Here is a 17,742-nt window from a genome sequence, read left to right as displayed (position 1 = left end):
CTCTGCGCGTTGGGTTGCGATCTCATTGCCGTGCCCTTGCTACGACCTGGTCTTGCTCGGCCGGTTAGTGGAAGGTTATGCCTCGTTGATCTGATTATGTTGATTAGAGGCTTGGTTCTTCCTTAAAATTCCTGAGAATAGATGAATTTGTTCCCAGAAGTGGTGGAATACCCTTTGTCTTCACCGACACGAACTCAAATCCCCCCCAACCACGAAGAGCCTAATTCCCTTGCCGGTGTCATTTTCAGAAGTCGTCTGCACGGTGTCCCGCTGCAGAATTGCCCCGGTGCAAAGACCTGACGTTGGAAGTTGGTTTACGGGACGGCGGAAGACACGGCCTCACTAAGGCGGCCAAGGCTTCTGCGCATATTTATCCAAGTCGTTGGGCAGTTCATCTGTAATCCCCGTTTGCTCGGCTAAGGATCTGATGGCCATGATTAGGGATGCGGGCACGCGTTTATCGTCCTCCACGATGATTCCGGTAGTTGTTGACAGAGCCAGACCGAACTCGTGGACATCCACAAAATGTAGAATTTCAAGTTGCTCTTCGAAAGAGATTACTTCCCCGAGGTCCTCCACCAGCCGTCGGAGGATCTCATCAAATTTCTGATGGAGGTCATCGTGGTTCATTGCTTCCTCGACATCTTCATGGGGCAGGGCTGCGACGTCCTCGTCCGACGGGACCGGCGCCCCTGGATCGGGTGTGATCATGATTTCCTTAGGCAGTGAAAGCGGTACTTTGCTTCCTGTTGTGTTGGTGCCATTAGAGGGCCTGCCTGGGCCGAGTATCGTTTGCAACAAATTGATACGGATATCCCGGAGCTTTTCGGATCGATGCTCCATGTAATAAGCGATGGAAGTGCTGCAGTTACGAAGGAGAATGTGGCCAGGAAAGCTTTTTCGGCGGACCAGCCGCGCCTTTCCGGGATTTCCCTGCCGTTGCTCCGCCTAGCGCGGATGACGGCCAAAGCGGAATTTGGTCGCGCTCCGGTAGATCCACGTCCCAAAGCTGGAATCCCGGCGAAACCGCCCGATGCCAAGCCAGGCCGTCATCAGCTCGAGTGCGTTGCCTTGGTTTGCCTAATAAGTTAGCCAGGGCTTAACGCCGATACCCGCAAAAGGATTGTTGGGAATGAGGGGGCCACCATACCCGTCACTCTTGATGACAAGGTCGGTGCCAGTGTCCGGAAGACCATCTTCGTCGCTGTCCCGAATGGTCACATCGAAACGATGGTCGTAGTTGGTGTCCACAGTCACCTGTTCTGGTTTTCCGTCCTGGTCAAGATCAAGTGCGACTACGTCCTCCCAGCCATCATTGTCTCTGTCAAAATAGAACGTGTCGGCAAAACCGTCGTAGGAACCGTTAAGGCCGTTATCGATCCCGAGAACATCCGGAACGCCGTCGTTATAGTTGTCCTGAGAGAAAGCTTCAATTGCCATGTCCTGCTCCTTTTGAAAGGGAAGCCTGGGCTTCCTGCTTATCGTTACGACCATTAGAGATCCGCGCTTCCTGAAAAGTTCCCTTACACAGGGAGTGTCTGAATCTGGTTGGCCTAACATGCAGGGCGGCGCCTGGCGTGAAGACTGTTCCTGAACGAAACCATGGATCTCGTGGCGACTGGCATCGATCAGCAACAGCTAGCGCAACTGTTCCCTGGCCAAAACCAGGGAACAGGGTATCGACCTCATCGGCCCGGGCAGGTTTTGAACCGGTTGACGAAGAACGCGCCGGCGATCACGTTGGAAGCGGAGATGGACGTGCATGACCCGGCTGCTGTATGTGCCTCAGGGAGCAACCTCGCTGCTGCTCCAAGAGGCCTATCGCCATTGCTGGACGGCGGAGAAGATCCGGAGTGGAGTTTTCTGGCAGTGCGGCGACCGCCCAGAAGATGTGGGAACCGCTCCTGGCATGACGCTGGCGGCAAGTGAGAAGGTCCCGTCCAGGGATGGGCCCCCTTCTGCGTTCGGTGCAGTTGGGGGCGCTGCTCCTAGATGCTTGCCGACTGGTCGAACCGTTGGCCCTCCGGCTTGGGACCCATCAGGACGAAGACGAGCACGATGATGCCGCCCACGAGCGGAATCAGCCCGAGGAGCGCGATCCAGCCGCTGAGGTTGGCGTCGTGCAGGCGGCGGACGGTCAGCGCCATTTCCGGGACGATGGTGGCCATCAGCCAGAGGCCCAAGAGGATGAGCGGTCCGGCGCTGGCCTCGCCGGTGCCGTTGGCGTCGGTGAGCCCAAGGACGAGGTAAAACAGGATGGTGACGATGGTGTTGACGAGCTCCCACCACCAGTATTCGCTGCGGCTGGCCCGCCCTGAGAACGTTGCGTACTTCTTGAAGAATCGGATGACGGCGTCGGGGGCGGAGGCGCCGTAGAGTGGCGCCCAGAGCGGCACGTCGCCCGCTGGCTGGGCATACTGCTGTTGTGGTGTGTAGGTCATGAAGTTCTCCTGTGTATTCGTGTGATGCTTGTGGCCGGGGGGAGCCCGTGGCCGCGTCTTCGCGCGCCGGGTTGACCCTTTCCCGGTCGTCCGGCTAGGGCCTGGAGGATGTTATCCGGTAGCGGCTGGTCCCTATGGGTTGCCGACGATGCCGCCACTCCCAGCGAATTTCCGCTCAGAGAGTGGGCATTGGATCAGGGAGCAGGTTCACTGCCGGGCTGATTGAAAAGCCAGCTTCACCGTAGCCGTCATCACGTGAGATATAGGCAGTGAAGTCCGCAAGGGACATGAAGCAGTAAAAGTCGCTGTAGCGGTACTCCGATTTTTCTGATGTTGTTGCCATTTTGGTTTGCCTTTACTTCCGCAGTTTGTTGGACTTCTTGCCTTTTGGACCAAAAATCCGTTGCTTCCTGTTTTTGTTGATGCGCATTAGAGGTCCGGGGGCCAAGCAAAGTTTCCTTAAAAAATTGTTAAATTTCTCGGAACTTTCCTGTCCTTGGCGGCGTCAAACGGACATGGAATCTGACAGTCTGATCGGTGCCACTTGCGGCCGTCACCGGCCTGGCATCATCAGCTCGTCGCTCAGTGCTGTCAGGAGGCCGCCGGGCTCGCAGCGCAACATGACCCGGCAGGCCCACGGACGAACCCGTTTTCGTGGAGGGCGCCGGGGGCATAAACCCTGACCCACCTTGGACAGAAGACGCACTCACCTCCGCGCTGAAATCCCCACCACGTCAGAGGGCAGAATTTCCAAAAAATCTCTGGGTTCGGGGAACTTTCCGGTCGGCGGCTGCATCAAACGGACATGGAGTTCCGTCTGACAGGAGGATCGGCAATGGATGCTCCCCCTAATGGTTATCCGTTGCTTCGCTCCAGCGCTGAGCAGCTGCTGGACGAAGTCGCCGCATTGCTCGGGCTCCATGGGGCCATTGTCATCGACGAGTTCAGAAGTGCTCTCCGGAGGCCGGCGGTCATTGCCGTGTCGGGCCGGGTTAACACGGGCAAGTCCACGCTGGTCAACAGCCTGATTAGTGCAAAGCGTGCGCCCACTTCAGCACAGGAAACCACCGCTCTGATCTGCTGCTATGCCTACGGCGCACCGGACCGCGCGGAAGCGGCACTGGACTCCGGAGAAGTCATACCGATTCCGCTTACACCTTCCGGGCCAGCCATCGGAAATGCCCAGCAGGGGGCCATCGATTACCTCCGGGTTTACGTGCAGGCCGCCGCCCTGCAGCTCGTCACCATCATCGATACCCCGGGCCTTGGCTCTGCGGCAACGGGTAATTCCGCCAGAACAGAGTACCGCCTGCTCGGGCATCAGGGTCCGCAGCCCGGTGCGGACGCGTTGCTGTACCTCATCCGGGACTCCTTCCGCCCGGACGATGAAGACTTCGTTTCCAGGTTCCGGGCCCGGCACGGCAACGGGCCAGCCGGCGGACCGGTGCCCGTCATTGGCCTCGTAGCGCATGCTGACAACCACGACGGAGGCCCGTGGCACAGTGCCGAGCCGGTGGACATGGCGAAGAGAGCCGCAGCCGAGCTGGCCCGCAGGATGCCCCAGCTCACCGCCGTGCTTCCGGTCTCGGGTTTGCTCGCCGAAACGGTGAGGACCGGCGCCCTACGTGAACAGGATGTGCGGAACCTTCGCCTGCTACAGGGCGCGGATGAGATGCGCCTGCAGTTCGCGGAACACCTTGGCCCACCCCCGGGGGTGGCTAAGGAAGATTTTCGGCGACTCACCGCACTGATCGGCTCCTACGGCGTCCGGTACGGAAGGGAACACTGCGGTTCTGCCGCCGAACTGGCGGACTGGCTGTATGAACGGTCGGGACTGGCGGAGCTGGAGCGTGCCCTGCAGAACGCAGTCACGGGCCCAGCCGAGAGCGTCCGGGTGGAAGAAATGCTTGCAGGGCTCATGGCCGCAGCGCGCTCCCAGTCCTGGCCGCCTGAGGTGCGGCGCCTGATCGAATCGGCAAGGCATGCACCTGCCTTTCACCGCCTGCAGGAAGAAGCGGCACTGGCTCTGTTGCGGTCCTCGGCCCCCGGACACGAGTTGGTCGCGGTATTGGAGGGGCTAAGGCAGGCGGATTGGTGGCCGCCGGCTGTTTCCCCGGAGGCGCCGGAAAGAAGCGGCTATCTGGAACTGGCATCGCATTATCAGGCGGTGGCCGGCAGTGCGTCCACTGGCGCCGAGGCCCGGGCCGCCCGGGTTATCGCCCGATCACTGTTCATTCGCTCCGGTGCTGCAAGGAATCCGGCATGAGCGGCGCGGGATCAGGGACTGTCCGGACTGAGGGCCTGCTCAAAGGCGTGGCGGGCTCGGCTGATCCTTGTCTTCACCGTGGCGACGGGCACGCCCTGGTAGTCTGCGACCTGCGCATAGGTGAAATCGCACAACTCCCGCAGCACCAGGGCCACCCGGAGGTCTTCGGGGAGGGACTTCAGTGTCTGCTGTACCAGGTCAGCGGCTGCAAGCTTTTCGGCGAAGTCCCTTTCGGTGGCGAAGACTTCGGAGATTTCGACGTCGGTGCTCCGCCTCGCGCGGATGACGGCCAACGCCGCATTGGCCGCGATCCGGTAGATCCACGTCCCAAAGCTGGATTCCCGGCGAAACCGCCCGATGCCACGCCAAGCCGCAAGCAGCGTGTCCTGAAGAGCATCTTCGGCATCGTAGGTGTTCCCCGTGATCCGCAGACAGACGGACCAGATCATTGTCCGGTGCTGGGCGGCCAAAGACTCAAAGGCGTGGGCATCTCCCCCGATTGCCGCATCCATGAGCAGCATCTGAGCTCCGTCTGCGTCCATAATTCCCCCAGGTGGGTCCAGGTCGCAGTGCCCCCCGCACTAGCCAATGGTAGGGCCACTTTAGACCCGACCGAAATATCCGACCACCCCCTACCCGACACAAAATATGGAGATGAGATACGAGATGCCTGAAATATCCTTCAAAGACATGCTCATGGTTCCTGACGGGCCGCCGGAGTCCGTCTGGGAACGCGCTTTGGACGCTGCCTACGCCACCACCGAACAGGATGCCGTCCCGGACGAGGCATCCCCGGACGTTGCCGTGTCAGCCACAGAAGAGGCGCACCTCCTGACGCCGGACGGAGATGACAGCGACGTTGATCCAACGGCGCACGACGACGGTTCCGTGGCCTCTGCGTGGGACGCAGGGCAAGAGCCGGACGGCGGTGAAGGAGCGGACGGCAGTAACGACGACGGGGACGGACTTCTGGGTGGCAGCGATGATCTCGGATATTGAAACGCGGCAGCTTTCCGCCCTGAACTCGGCAAGGGCCGTGCTCAGCACCTCCACGCGTCTGCTCCGGGGCGCAGGGTATGCGGACGCCGCTGACCGGATCATCCGTCAAGCCACCGCTCCCGCAGACACTCCGGTCGTCGTATTTGTTGGGGAATCCGGGAGAGGAAAATCCTCCCTGGTCAACCTGCTGGCCCCGGACGTGCACGGGTCCGGTGCCAATGGACATGGAGAGGCGCTCTACCGGTGGGTTGTTCCGGCCAAAGACGACGACGGTCCCGGTATCGCCTGGGTCTACCCCGATAGCTCACGTTCAGCGCCGGGCCCGGAGGCGGTCGACCCTATTGGCATTGAGCAGCCAACGCATGGCGGCTTGCTGGACGAGGTGATTCTGCTTGATGCTCCCAGTGCGGGAGGCCTGACGGCACCGCAGTCGCTCTTAAACCTGAAGATCCTTGAAGCGGCCTCCATTGCAGTTTTTGTCACTGACGCCGGTGCGTTGCTCTCGAGCGCCGAGATTGCCTACCTGGAGCAATGCTCCGCCCAGGTGGAAGCGGTTGGGGTGGTCATCACCAAAACCGATCTTTACCCGGGTTCCTGGCAGGACGTTGTGGCAGGAAACGCTGCCCTGCTCAAGGCCCGCATTCCGCGGCTGGCCGACGCGTTCGTCCTTGGGGTTTCGTCCGTCATGGCTGCGGCAGCCGGCGCCTTGGCAGATCCGCCCGTACGCGATAGCCTGCTGAACGCCTCTGGACTCCCGCAGTTGGTCCATGCCCTGAAGCGGGACCTGGCCCTCGCAGGCACCGCCTCCACCGCCAATGCCCTCCGCATGGCGCGCACCGCACTGGACACCGCCCGGCAGGCCCGGCTCACCCAATTGGCCATTGCGGACGCTCCTGCCGAAGCCCGGGCGGAGATGATGGCCCAGCGGCAGCGGCTCTCCGAACTGAAAGAACAACAGCAGCGATGGAGCTTGGATCTGGAGCGGGACCTCGGGGACCTGCGTGCCGGCGAGATGCGGAAAGCAGTCTCAGCGCTTGAGAGTTGGACCGCCCAATGGCGAAGCCGTCTCCAGTCGACGCGAAGTCTACGGATGGGAAAGATGGCGCAACAGCTCACGAGCGACATCTTCGCCGAGCTCTTGCTGATCCGCGCCGATCTCATCGATGAAGCCGAGGAACGACTTGACGAGCTGATGCATGGGTTGTTTCGGGACATTCCGCTCCCTGCGGTACTGAACGAGCTCCTGGATGCAGGGGAGCGCCCCGAGGACACTCCTCATATGGGCAGCGAAAAGCAGCACACCGGATTCGACCCGACAAGTGCCATGTCTTTGGTCATGGGGTCCACCATGGGAAGGTCGGTCGCCGCTCTGATCCCTGCCTTAGGCGTCGGTGGCACCCTACTGGGCATCCCGATTGCCACCCTAAGCATCCCGCTTACAGTGGCGGGAGCGGGCGGATGGTTTGCCGTCAACCGGTTCTACCGCCAGAACGTGCTGGAGAAGAACCGTCTCCTTGCGGAAATCCCGAGACTCGCCCAGACGGAGCGTGCCGTCATTATGGACTATATGGACTCCAGGATCCGCCATCTGAAACCGGAAATAGTGGTGACTTACCGGGCCCAGCTGCAGGATGCCCTGACCCGTTTGCAGCACCTGATCCAGGAGAGCCAGGCCCAGGAACAACTTTCTGCCCAAGCAGCCATGCAGCGGATCGAGGCGCTCAAACGCGAGGTGGCCATGATCGACAAAGAACTGGCGGACATTGACGCGAGCCTGACAAACCTCCGCCGCCGGTGACCGAATTCCTTGCCCACCACCCGGCTCCGGCAGCCACCATCGGCTCTAGGAGGAACACATGAACACAAGTCCAGAGGCTGCGACCGGCCTGCCCCTCTGGGCCCTGGCCTCCATCACCATTCTGGTCCTGACGGTTGTCATCCTTAGTTTCGCCATGACCCGGTTGGTCCGGCGCGGCAGCAAGGCGGCAGACGCGGCCCCGACTGCGCGTCCGGTCGAGGGCCCGATCGAGGCTGGTCCGGGCCGCGGGCCGGAACCCCTGAGCTCCCAGGGATACACGGTCCTCCTGCACGCATTCATAGGCACCTATGACCTGTCCTCCAGTGAGATTGTAAGGGCGCATGTGCTTAAATCCCTTCGGGCTGTTGGCATCGCGCCCATCACGCCGGCCCCTGGGGATCCTTTTGATGTCGGGCTGCACAACGGGGTCGCCGGGATCCCCGCACCATCCCCAGGCCTTGTGTTCCGGATAGCCCGGGTCCTCCGGCCAGGATGGCGCTCCGATGACGGAGTCCTGCGTATGGCCGACGTTGAGGTGTACAAAGATGGGACCACCTGAAGCACGAATACACCTGAACGCGGGTGAAGGATGGAGCCATGATGGAAGGAACCCCCTGGCGCTTGGCCATCGACTTTGGCACGTCCAATTCGGCGGCCGCCGTCGCACAGATCAATGGAGGCGTGGTTGTCCTGCGGTTGGGTGCCCGCTCGGACGCGATTCCTTCCTGTGTGGCTGCCTACAACGGCGAAATCCTAACCGGAGACGCAGCCCTTCAAATCGCAGGGATCTATCCGGCCGCGTTCGAATCCACGCCTAAGCGTCGCCTGGGTGAGGAGGCGGTGGTCCTCGGCGGCACGATTTGTGACCCTGTCGACCTTGTCGCGGCTGTGTTCAGGTTCGTTATCGGCCAAGCTGCGCGGTTCGTGGGCGGCGGATTGCCCGCGCAGGTAGTGCTGACCCATCCGGAGGCCTGGGACGAATACCTGAAGGGACGTCTGATTGCCGCGGCCCTCAAAGCGGGCATACCAGAGGAGAGCATCGTTCTGATGCCGGAACCTGTGGCGGCTGGATGGCACTACGCGGCCACGTCGGACGTAGACGCCGGAACCCAGGTGGCGGTACTCGATTTCGGCGGCGGCACCTGCGATGCCGCCGTGCTGGAACTCGCCGAGACAGCGGAAGGGCCAGCTTTCCACGTCATCGCATCAGGCGGAATCGATCCCTTGGGCGGGCACGACTTTGATGCGCAACTGGAGGACTGGGTGTATTCACAGCTCGCCGCTGAAGGCAAGAACGAGCTGCTTCAAGGCCTAAAATCGGAGCGTTCCGGCGCCGACAGAGCGGTGCTCCGCGACCAGGTCCGGGAGGCCAAACACGCCCTGAGCTTCCACGGCTCGGCACCGATCGGAGTGCGCTCCGGGGAGCACGAGTGGGTCTGCACGGTGACCCGCGGGGAGTTTGAGCATCTCATAGAACGGCAGTTGAGCCGTGCCGTTGAACTGGTCCAGCAGATCATCCAGCAGGCGCTGCCGTCCGTGCAGCAACTCCACAAGGTCTACCTCACAGGCGGATCCAGCCACATACCGGCGCTCCAGGCCCGGCTCAGCGAGATCCTGCCGATGAAGCTGGGCCTGATGGGCGACCCGAAGCAAGTCACCAGCATCGGGGCGCTGGAGGCGCCCCGATCCCGAGGGCGCCCTGCCAGCCCCGAGCACGTCCACGACGCAGTGGCGGAGGCTGCGGCACCGGGCCGAGAGCCTACCGCAGAGCGGGACTCAGGCCGGGGGAGGAGCCGATCGAAGCCTGCCCCTTTGTGGCGAAGCAAGGTCTCCTCTGGTGCAAAAGACGGCCACAGCCCGCCTCGGCTGCCAAGGAAAGTGCTTATTGGGGGCGGAGTGGCTGCCTCAGCGGCACTGCTCGTGGCAGCGGTCTTGCTGGCTCCCGAGGGAACACAACCAACGTCGCCGGGGTCTTCCTCAGCGGGAAGGACACAGGCACCACCCTCGACGAGGGAGTGCGGGGGCAAGGAGCGTCCAGACCTGAGGGAGGGCGAATGTAACCTGCTGACCAGTGTCAATGCCCTGGGATTGGTCGCCCCCGACAGCTGCGTCAGTAACAAGGACCTGGCCGGAGCCAGCTACGGACTTACTTGTGGCCCGCCCACCAACAGTAACTTCAGCTCAACCGAACGGCCGGCGATATATGTCTACGGCTACCCCTCCGCCGAATCGCTCAATGCCTCGTTCGACAGCCTCATCAAACGCTATAACGCCGCTCCGGGCCCCGCGACGAAACCTCCCGGATGGGAGACATGGCACCTGAGGGGTGATACGACGCGGACGGTCAGGGGACGCGTCCTCAGTGCATCGGAGGGGGGCACCAACTATTTAATCTGGACTGAAGACGAGTCGCTGATGGAGATACAGGCGGTGTCTCAAGAGGCGGACATAACCAAGCTTCACGCGTGGTGGAACAAGTAAGGCCCCCAGGCTCGAGGAAGCTTCGCCACGACGCCAGGTGTCAGTGTTTACCAGGTACGACGAACTCCGTGTGGAACTCTGTGCCGAAATGTGTTGGATCCGACAGGAGGTAGAGTCCGTCAACCTCGGCAGTGGCGCCGGGGAGTATGGATTCCGCAACTCCGCACATCTCATCGATGGTAGCAACTGACGTATTCTGTAACCTGGTCAACAGCATGCCCGCCTTGATCTTTGCCTTGCTGGCCCCTGAGCCGGGAGTAACGGCCTTGATGTAGAGACCGCCCTTAACTCCAGCACGTGCCAATTGGGCGTCGAGGGCAGGACCCCTGGTCCGATCCAGGCCTTCAAAATATCCGGGGTAATACTCTTCAACCGCCCATCCCATATTGTTCGGAGAATCACCCTTGAGCAGCTTGCCAACGATCTCGCTCTTGGCCGAATCGCTCGATATCGAGTAGAACTGGCCCTGCGCCGGCGCATTCTGCGAGCCGAAGTTGATCAAGGCGTTTATCCCCACAAGACGGCCATGATGATCCAGTAAGGGGCCACCGGAATTTCCGAAGTTAACAGTTGCCCCGTGCTGAATCGTGTCCTTATATTCAGGCAGCCCCACCCCACGCGCAGATACCTTTATCGCGTTTACCAGACCAGAGGTAATCAGCAATTTCTGCTCGGCAGAGCGGGCCAAGGTGCCCGGGTAGCCAAGGACCGTAACAGTATCTCCTGGCTTGACGTCAGCCGAGCTGCCGAAGATGAGAGCCTCAGCCTGCTTTGGCAAATCGCTCGAGAAGTGGATAACTGCAAGGTCGGTACACGGATCCGATGCGATCACGTGAAGGGCCGCCTTCTCCCCTGTGTTGAAGCGACCAGTGATAGCCGAGAGACCCTCTACAACGTGCGCATTGGTGACTCCCATCGCGCCTTCCTTGTCGACGAGAAAGCCCGTGCCCAATCCTGTGAAATCGTCGGGTCGGCGTCCCTCGATCGCGAACACCGACCTTTCTCCGAGTGCGTACAACTGCTGTGGGGTTAATTCGGCCGGATGCTGCTCCCCGGAAGGCAGCGGGTCAGCTGCTGCGATACCGCCGTCCATGTGATGGGGGACGCCGGTAGAGCCCGCTGATGCGCTGGGTGAGGATGCGCTGGGGGAGGATGACGGGCCCGGTGTGCTGCCTGGCTGACACCCAGTTATTAAGAGCGCCAAGGCCCCAAACCCAAGAGCATATTTCGGCAGCGCCCGGCCGTGCAGGTATCGGTCCATAACGTCCTCCCGGAAACCGCTACGTGGTGGTGATTCATTATCACGTAAATGGCTTTGAAACAATAGAGCGACGAGGATCGAATAGTGCCCGCGACGGTTGTACGCTCCGAAAATAAACCCCAACCTAGGCGGGAGGCCCCGCGAGAAGGTGGACATGAAAGCTGGACTAATTATGTGGGCGGTGTTGGCTACGCTTGGGATCGCCTTGGCTATCTTCGCCGCGGACGCGGTCACCAGCACCTCGGGGATTTTTCTTGGGCTGGTTGGCGTCATTGGTTTCCTACAAACTATGAGACACCGGGAGAAGTAATTGCGTTCCACGAGGCAAGGACGGAACGCTGGACGTCGCCTACAGGGACACCAACTCTGACCTGATCCCGGACAGGTTCCGACGAAATCGCAGACGCCAGGAGCGTCCGCAACGGCAAGGGAACGAAACGGCCCCTTTAGAACAGGTTGACCGGCAACATTGCTGCCTGATTCTGGGCCGCATTGACCCCAATGAAGGTGTCGAAAAGCTTGAGATATGAGTGAGACCCATCACCGGCGGGTTAGCTCACACCGGCGAGTACATCTGGGCAGCGCAGAGCAATTACAGCGGGGAATCTCTACTGTTCCCGAGCTTCCGGGGAGCTGATCCGACCCGGCTGCATCAGAAAGTACCAGACGCGGACTGCATCAGGAAATACCAGAGGTCACCGCGGCCTCGAAAGCCTGCCTGCCCTGGGCAATTCTGCTCTTCACAGTGGGGACGCCCACGCCCTGGTAATCAGCGATCTGCGCGTACGTATACTGACACAGCTCCCGCAGCACAAATGCAACGCGCAAATCCGCCGGCATAGTGTTCAGCGCCCTCTGAACGAAATCGGCCTCAGCAAGGTGTTCAGCAAAGTCACGTTCCGGAGAATAAGTTTCGTCAACCTCGACCTCCTGACTCCGCCTCGATCGGAGGATCGCCAACGCCGAGTCGGCCGCAATCCGGTAGATCCAAGTCCCGAAGCCCCACTCGCGGCGGAACTGCTGTATGCCCCGCAACGCGGCCGTCAACGTGTCCCGGAGGGCATCTTCGGCGTCGTAGGTGTTCCCGGTGATCCGTAGGCATACGGACCAAATCATCGCCCGGGACTCCGAGACTAGGGCCTCGAAAGCCCTCACATCGCCCCCTATAGCCGCATCAAGCTGGCGCCTTTGAGCTATGGTCGCGTCCATGCGTCCCTACCAGGGTTGAGGTCGCGTGCCCCCCACACTAGATGATATTAGGGCCACTATAGACCTCCATGAATTGCTCGACTACCCTGCCCCAGAGGAAGAGGGCGGAATGACATCAATACAAACAAAGGAAGATCGCCAGTTTCTCTGCCTTGGCGGCTACGACCCCCTCGTCCATTTTGACCAGCCAGCTCTGGTGGTGATTCAGCGTTTACAAAGGACCTGCCCCCTTGGGACGCAGATCACACCGACATCACCTTGGGTGGGCGGCTCTACTAACCCGAACAAAAGGACCAGGAGCAGGGCGCGCATTTACAGTGTGCCTGCCTGCTTCTGCGGTCCCATCGCGCGGCCAGGCAACATCAAAAAGCCCGGACGAACCGATGCCAGTTTGATGTGGCCGACAGCGGAAGTGTTCCCCGAAAATTAGAAGTTTTTGTGGGAACCTTTCTGCGAAATCCAACCTCTAAATACACATCACAGCAGTAGGCCCAGAAGGATCGTCAATGGTCTATTTCAACAGAGAAAGGTGTACTGATGAGAAAGTTAATCACTGCCGCAACCCTGGGGTTGTCGATGGTCTTAGCGCCGGTAGTCACCGCGCCGGCAGCACAAGCCTATACCCCCCCCTGCACCGACGGTCGTCCTATGTGGCCCGACTACTACCACCGTGTTGATCCACAGACAGAGGCAACTGGTCCAGTGCCACGATTGCGGGAAAACTGTTTCCTGCTCAGGACCGGGTTGCAAGATCAATCAGGAACAGTCAAATGAATAAGGCAACAGCAAGTGCGCTGCTGGTCCTAGCCGTCGTGCTTAGTGGATGCACGTCAAATACACCCTCCGCTGCGCCCTCTACGACCGGCGCCCAGCAAACCTCGGCGGAGGCTGCAACGCAGCAGCCGACCACCGAGACTCCCACCAGCGAGCCCGCATCGGCGTCCCCGTCACAGGAGCCAATCGCTACCCAAACCACAACCTCGACTGCGGAGGCGGTTCCGGCCACGCCAACACAGACAATCTCCCCACCGCCAACTGCAACGGAGACACCTTCGCCGGACCTGACGCAGGAGCCGGTACCCGGCAAGGTTGACCAGCCAGCACAGCAATACGAGGCCAGGCAGGGGGAGCGCCTGCGGTCGAACCTTAGTTCCGAAACCATTTCGACGGCAACCATGTACGACTTCCTTCGCACTGTCCTTGAGGATGTGCACAGCTACTGGGCCGGCGTGTGGACAGGAGCTGCCTATGCGCCACCGACGGTGAAATATCTTTTCCCGCTCCCCGGGGAGTCCTATCCGTCAGAATGTGGGGCTTCCGATGACAAAACCGCCGGATACTGCACACTTGACGACACCATCACCTTTTCGCAGGCGATGGCCACTGAGATATGGAACGGTCGCATAAAGGCGAACCGGGATCCTGAAACGGGGGTTTCCTCAGGAGATTTTTCCGTAGCTTTCGCAGTTGCTCATGAGTACGCTCACAATCTCCAGAGGGAGCTTGGCCTGATACCCCTGGACCCACGAGACCCTCGCGAACCCGAAATTTATCCTGTCTACAAGACTGAACTGCACGCGGACTGCTGGGCCGGTGTTTGGGCAAATTCGGCGTACTACAAGGGTTATCTGCAAGGGACAGACGTTGAGGAAGCGCAGCAGGCAGGGCGACTCGTGGGCGACTACAGCTTTGACAAGCCGCAACGACATCATGGGACCCCGCAGCAGCGAGTTGACGCATTCATGACGGGTTACAACACCGGGACGCCGACAAGTTGCGACCCATGGCTTTTGAATGATTACCAGTAGCAGTGACTCTGCGGCGTCGCCAGCCAGAGCTGGATTTCAGAGCCTTGGCCGGCCAGGCCGCGCCTCGATGTCGTCCAAGCCGGTGACCTCGGCGATTTGAGGACCAGGCTAGGGCGTCGTCGCGGGTGCGCCGAATTCGGCTTGATTTTGGTTCAGAGGGCGCGCTGAGTGGAACTGAGTAACATTGTCCCGTGTGAATAGGCAAGAGTTGTCAGCGGCTTTCGAGGATGTCTTCGATCAGTCGATCGTCTTCCATGGCTTCGCTGAGCACATGCGGGATTACGACGTGTTTGTGTTAGTAACGGCCGATCCGTCTACGGGAATCAAGCCGGAGTACCGTCGCTACAGGTTCACGCACTGTGTCCGCGCCACGGTCACGTCGGCCATCCCACCGAGTGTATGGATACGGTCTTTGGATGAAAGGCTCCTCGATTACAGAGCTTTCATGGAGTCAAGCGACATTGATGGGTATGTATGGGGCGTCAACCATCAGGATCTGTATCCAGGTATAACGCTTTTGGATGGGTCCGCTGAGGCTGCTGATTGGACACAACAGGTCGGGATTCCGTTCCATGAGGCCCGGATTGAGGCCAACGGCCACAACGTCGAGCTTGTTTTCTCGGACCTTGACATAACGCTTGTAAAACCCGGCTACGCACCGTTCACGGTTCCTTAAGACGGTCAAGATGCCCACCAACAGAGGTTAATCCCAAACAACCTCAGCTTCGGGGCCAATTTCACGGGCGAACCATTGAGCCAGGCCTGCGCCTTCTCGCCAAAACTGCTGTGAGTCCTCATCAGTCCTGAACCCACTTTCTCTTGGGTCCTCCGCGTTGTAGGTTGCAAGGAATTTTCTTTGCCATTCTCGAAGGGCGTCAGCAAGTTCGGGAGATATGGGGAGGTGCGTAAGCATCAGGTTATAAGGTCCGGTCCCGGGTACGCCGTTCCAGACGGGCGATTCGGTTGCCCATTCTGGGAATATCCGATAACGAGTTAGCCTAGGGGCCATCGAACGGACGTAGCGCGGTGAGGTTAGGTCAATGTCAATCGATGCCTCGACACCAAGAGCCCTATCGAGTAGGAGGCCTAGGCGCTCCCCTTCGTGGACGAACGCTTCAAAGGCTTCATCAGATTTAAAACCCCGGGCTAAAGGGTCTGGCCAGGCCAAGGCATACCGAAGCTCGGACCACCACGCCTGTAGGAGCATGACAAGCTCTGAAGGTCCCGGTAAAGCATGAAGAGGTATGAGAACGCGGCTGCTATCGGCAGCGTACTCCCAGATGGGGGACTCAGCTGATTCGAGCGAGAACTTATACTTGTGCATCACGTCGCTAAAGTGGGTTTGCGTGAACGATGAAGCCCATTGTTCCCACGATGACGTTTTAGCCGTTGGATCATCTTGGCGAATTCAGGCGTCTACTCTGGCTTACCCTGTAGATGAAAACGTCTCTGTAGGTCGGGCTAGTGCGGTGGCGATCAGGTCCGGATTTCACTCGAAGATACACCCTTGTTCGCGAAGTTGCGACTGCCCCGGCTTTTTGTTGAGTCGCGGTCCGTGAGCATTGGCTTGGTGACTGCAGGGGGTGGGGTCCTCGCAGCTACTTCTACTCCCGTGCTTTGAACGCCGATAACCGGCCTTTCGTCAAGCTACGGCCGCGGCGGGGGAGGGGTCACAACGTCTTACGAGTGGGGCAATGGGGCTTGCCAGAATGGGTTGCATGGGCAAACTTGAGGCCGGGTCGGACAGGACTCGATCCTGCAGGTTCGCGTGGTCGCCAGGACAGTGTTGCTGTCTGGGTGCCCGGCGGGGAACGTCGGAGCGAAGCTGGTAGAAGCAGCCCTCCAGCCGATTCGGCCGCGGCGGCCGTCGCCGGATTTCCTGTGCGCTTCCGCCCTCGACGGTGGCGGAGATTCTGAGTTCAGGTTCACCCTTGTTCAGGCCGGTGCTAGCTCCTATACGCTGGCCGGTAGTCGAACCGTTGGCCGTCGGGTTCGGGGCCCATGAGGACGAGGACGAGCAGGATGATGGCGCCTATCAGCGGAATCAGCCCGAGGAGCGACATCCAGCCGCTGAGGTTGGCGTCATGCAGGCGGCGGACGAGCAGCGCCGCTCCTGGGATGACGGTCGCCAGCATCCAGACGCCCAGGAGGATCAGCGCGATTTGCAGCCCGGGACTTGTCTCGTCGGTGGCGTTGAGGTCGGTACTCCCGAGGATGAGGTAGAACACGATGGTGACAATGTTGTTGACGAGTACCCACCACCAGTATTCGCTGCGGCTGGCCCGCCCTGAGAAGGTTGCGTACTTCTTGAAGAACCGAATGACGGCCTCCGGGGCGGAGGCGCCGTAGAGCGGCGCCGAGAGCGGCGGGTCGTTCGCCGGCCGGGAGTACTCCTGTTGCGGTGTGTAGGTCATGATGTTCTCCTTACGTTTTGGTGTGATGCGTGTAATTGGTCGTTGCGCTTGCAAGCTGGGAAGTTTGGCGGGCGCTGGGCTGTCGGTGCATGAGGGCGCCGTTGCCTTATCGTTTTGATGCGCGGGCCTCAGTACGAGTCCGTCAGCCAGGGGTCACAGCTGGCTGGGACGCCAGAGTTGTATATATATATATATATAATTTCGCACCCAATAAGCCTCAACCGATTATTTGGGAACGAAGGATTTTGTGAACTGGCTGATTCGAGAACCTATGAGCCACGGTCCTCAGCAAGTGCTGCCGCACTTTGTTTCGTGCAAATATTTATCAATTGGGAAGTTCAACAGGAAGGTTGAACCGAGTTTTAGAAGGGCTACTCCTTTCGTTTGCAATTGGGTCGTTGGACCCAAGACGGCAGGGCCTGCATGAGCCGGCCCTGCCGCTCTCGGCAGCACTGGTACCGCTAGCAGTACTGGATGCAGCGTAGGTTAATGACCGAGTTGTGGTAATTGAGCCCTGGGGCACCAATGGGTGAATAGCCTCGCACCCAACGCCAATGTCCTGTGTCGCCGTTCCAGCCAGCAACGCCGGCAATTATGTAGTGATACCGGTACGCGTCAGGAATGACCAAGCTGGCACACCCATTGTTTCCTGCCTGTATCGATTGGATGCGAGTCCAGCCGTACTTGGTGTAGGCGAAGACGTGGACGGGCGTGCCTTCCGGTACTTGACGGCCTTCCGGTGTATTAACGCAGTAGAGGGCAGCACCGACGGCGGACGCAGGTGCAGCCCCTCCCACCAGCCCTGCAACGCCCAAAAGTGCAACGGTAAGAATTGAAGCAAGCTTACGGAACATTTTGAAAACTCCTTTCAAGCAATTTCGACCGCATAGTCGCGTGGCGACCCTCGTGCTCGCTGGAGCTTCGTAAGGATGTGTTGGCGTGCGGTCACTTCGATGTTCACTCCAATCGCGGAACCGGCAGCGGCTAACCCTAACGTCGGAAGAGTCTGCAGATTCGCGCATCTACGCCTGCTGTTAGCAGGTGATTCACACTCATGTCTCGTCT

At 60.0% G+C, this 17,742-nt stretch carries 16 protein-coding genes; 7 read left to right on the top strand and 9 right to left on the bottom strand.

What is annotated here, in order from left to right; all coding sequences use genetic code 11:
- Positions 1-342 precede the first annotated feature (342 nt).
- The 4 genes from QFZ33_RS03870 to QFZ33_RS03855 form a co-directional block, all read right to left on the bottom strand.
- Positions 343-711: a hypothetical protein gene (locus QFZ33_RS03870; RefSeq protein ID WP_307025017.1), complete on the bottom strand. Its 369-nt coding sequence runs from the start codon at positions 709-711 to the stop codon at positions 343-345.
- Between the two features lie 369 nt (positions 712-1,080).
- Entirely contained in the window at positions 1,081-1,440 is a 360-nt protein-coding gene (locus QFZ33_RS03865) for a hypothetical protein (RefSeq protein ID WP_307025015.1), read from the bottom strand.
- Positions 1,441-1,988: 548 nt separating this feature from the next.
- A complete protein-coding gene (locus tag QFZ33_RS03860) occupies positions 1,989-2,441 on the bottom strand; it encodes a DUF805 domain-containing protein (RefSeq protein ID WP_307025013.1) in 453 nt (150 codons plus the stop codon).
- A 175-nt stretch (positions 2,442-2,616) separates the two neighbouring features.
- Complete coding sequence (locus tag QFZ33_RS03855) at positions 2,617-2,784, bottom strand: hypothetical protein (protein ID WP_307025011.1); 168 nt, start codon at positions 2,782-2,784, stop codon at positions 2,617-2,619.
- 492 nt (positions 2,785-3,276) lie between these two features.
- On the opposite strand from QFZ33_RS03855, the gene QFZ33_RS03850 reads away from it, so the two are divergent.
- Positions 3,277-4,707, top strand: a complete 1,431-nt coding sequence (locus QFZ33_RS03850; RefSeq protein WP_307025009.1) for a dynamin family protein — start codon at positions 3,277-3,279, stop codon at positions 4,705-4,707.
- Positions 4,708-4,718: 11 nt separating this feature from the next.
- Here the strand turns inward: QFZ33_RS03850 and QFZ33_RS03845 are convergent, their stop codons facing one another.
- Positions 4,719-5,228: an RNA polymerase sigma factor gene (locus QFZ33_RS03845; RefSeq protein ID WP_307025007.1), complete on the bottom strand. Its 510-nt coding sequence runs from the start codon at positions 5,226-5,228 to the stop codon at positions 4,719-4,721.
- 145 nt (positions 5,229-5,373) lie between these two features.
- Here QFZ33_RS03845 and QFZ33_RS03840 point away from each other — a divergent pair, with 145 nt between their 5' ends.
- From QFZ33_RS03840 to QFZ33_RS03825, 4 genes are read left to right on the top strand one after another with little or no spacing between them, the layout of a single operon-like run.
- Positions 5,374-5,706 (top strand): hypothetical protein, encoded by a 333-nt coding sequence (locus tag QFZ33_RS03840; protein WP_307025006.1) that lies wholly within the window; start codon positions 5,374-5,376, stop codon positions 5,704-5,706.
- Positions 5,690-7,504, top strand: coding sequence for a hypothetical protein (locus tag QFZ33_RS03835; protein ID WP_307025005.1), 1,815 nt, complete (start codon positions 5,690-5,692; stop codon positions 7,502-7,504). The genes QFZ33_RS03840 and QFZ33_RS03835 overlap by 17 nt, the downstream gene beginning before the upstream one ends.
- 58 nt (positions 7,505-7,562) lie before the next feature.
- Positions 7,563-8,063, top strand: a complete 501-nt coding sequence (gene grpE / locus QFZ33_RS03830; RefSeq protein ID WP_307025003.1) for a nucleotide exchange factor GrpE — start codon at positions 7,563-7,565, stop codon at positions 8,061-8,063.
- Between the two features lie 38 nt (positions 8,064-8,101).
- Positions 8,102-9,985, top strand: a complete 1,884-nt coding sequence (locus tag QFZ33_RS03825; RefSeq protein WP_307025001.1) for an Hsp70 family protein — start codon at positions 8,102-8,104, stop codon at positions 9,983-9,985.
- Positions 9,986-10,025: 40 nt separating this feature from the next.
- On the opposite strand, the gene QFZ33_RS03820 is transcribed toward QFZ33_RS03825, so the two are convergent.
- Both QFZ33_RS03820 and QFZ33_RS03815 read right to left on the bottom strand, forming a co-directional pair.
- Positions 10,026-11,519: a S1C family serine protease gene (locus QFZ33_RS03820; RefSeq protein ID WP_307024999.1), complete on the bottom strand. Its 1,494-nt coding sequence runs from the start codon at positions 11,517-11,519 to the stop codon at positions 10,026-10,028.
- Positions 11,520-11,924: 405 nt separating this feature from the next.
- Entirely contained in the window at positions 11,925-12,455 is a 531-nt protein-coding gene (locus tag QFZ33_RS03815) for an RNA polymerase sigma factor (protein ID WP_307024997.1), read from the bottom strand.
- A gap of 770 nt (positions 12,456-13,225) precedes the next feature.
- Here QFZ33_RS03815 and QFZ33_RS03810 point away from each other — a divergent pair.
- On the top strand, positions 13,226-14,263 hold the full coding sequence (locus tag QFZ33_RS03810; RefSeq protein WP_307024995.1) for a neutral zinc metallopeptidase: 1,038 nt from the start codon (positions 13,226-13,228) through the stop codon (positions 14,261-14,263).
- Positions 14,264-14,456: 193 nt separating this feature from the next.
- Positions 14,457-14,939, top strand: a complete 483-nt coding sequence (locus QFZ33_RS03805; protein ID WP_307024994.1) for a YxiG-like protein — start codon at positions 14,457-14,459, stop codon at positions 14,937-14,939.
- 27 nt (positions 14,940-14,966) lie between these two features.
- Here QFZ33_RS03805 and QFZ33_RS03800 read toward each other — a convergent pair whose 3' ends face one another.
- The gene (locus QFZ33_RS03800) at positions 14,967-15,590 is read right to left on the bottom strand and encodes a hypothetical protein (protein WP_307024992.1); all 624 of its coding nucleotides are present in this window, start codon (positions 15,588-15,590) and stop codon (positions 14,967-14,969) included.
- A 619-nt stretch (positions 15,591-16,209) separates the two neighbouring features.
- Positions 16,210-16,677: a DUF805 domain-containing protein gene (locus QFZ33_RS03795; RefSeq protein WP_307024990.1), complete on the bottom strand. Its 468-nt coding sequence runs from the start codon at positions 16,675-16,677 to the stop codon at positions 16,210-16,212.
- Positions 16,678-17,742: the final 1,065 nt, after the last annotated feature.

The organism is Arthrobacter globiformis, assembly GCF_030815865.1.
Classification (GTDB): domain Bacteria; phylum Actinomycetota; class Actinomycetes; order Actinomycetales; family Micrococcaceae; genus Arthrobacter; species Arthrobacter globiformis_B.
Note: the sequence above shows the minus strand (reverse complement) of the source record. Positions and strands in the feature narration are given on the sequence as shown.

What these genes read in the sequence shown, in the direction of transcription:
- QFZ33_RS03870 (WP_307025017.1), bottom strand. Translation starts at nt 711, where the DNA reads ATGATCACACCCGATCCAGGGGCGCCGGTCCCGTCGGACGAGGACGTC.
- QFZ33_RS03865 (WP_307025015.1), bottom strand. Translation starts at nt 1,440, where the DNA reads ATGGCAATTGAAGCTTTCTCTCAGGACAACTATAACGACGGCGTTCCG.
- QFZ33_RS03860 (WP_307025013.1), bottom strand. Translation starts at nt 2,441, where the DNA reads ATGACCTACACACCACAACAGCAGTATGCCCAGCCAGCGGGCGACGTG.
- QFZ33_RS03855 (WP_307025011.1), bottom strand. Translation starts at nt 2,784, where the DNA reads ATGGCAACAACATCAGAAAAATCGGAGTACCGCTACAGCGACTTTTAC.
- QFZ33_RS03850 (WP_307025009.1), top strand. Translation starts at nt 3,277, where the DNA reads ATGGATGCTCCCCCTAATGGTTATCCGTTGCTTCGCTCCAGCGCTGAG.
- QFZ33_RS03845 (WP_307025007.1), bottom strand. Translation starts at nt 5,228, where the DNA reads ATGCTGCTCATGGATGCGGCAATCGGGGGAGATGCCCACGCCTTTGAG.
- QFZ33_RS03840 (WP_307025006.1), top strand. Translation starts at nt 5,374, where the DNA reads ATGCCTGAAATATCCTTCAAAGACATGCTCATGGTTCCTGACGGGCCG.
- QFZ33_RS03835 (WP_307025005.1), top strand. Translation starts at nt 5,690, where the DNA reads ATGATCTCGGATATTGAAACGCGGCAGCTTTCCGCCCTGAACTCGGCA.
- grpE (WP_307025003.1), top strand. Translation starts at nt 7,563, where the DNA reads ATGAACACAAGTCCAGAGGCTGCGACCGGCCTGCCCCTCTGGGCCCTG.
- QFZ33_RS03825 (WP_307025001.1), top strand. Translation starts at nt 8,102, where the DNA reads ATGATGGAAGGAACCCCCTGGCGCTTGGCCATCGACTTTGGCACGTCC.
- QFZ33_RS03820 (WP_307024999.1), bottom strand. Translation starts at nt 11,519, where the DNA reads ATGACGCCAACCAGCCCAAGAAAAATCCCCGAGGTGCTGGTGACCGCG.
- QFZ33_RS03815 (WP_307024997.1), bottom strand. Translation starts at nt 12,455, where the DNA reads ATGGACGCGACCATAGCTCAAAGGCGCCAGCTTGATGCGGCTATAGGG.
- QFZ33_RS03810 (WP_307024995.1), top strand. Translation starts at nt 13,226, where the DNA reads ATGAATAAGGCAACAGCAAGTGCGCTGCTGGTCCTAGCCGTCGTGCTT.
- QFZ33_RS03795 (WP_307024990.1), bottom strand. Translation starts at nt 16,677, where the DNA reads ATGACCTACACACCGCAACAGGAGTACTCCCGGCCGGCGAACGACCCG.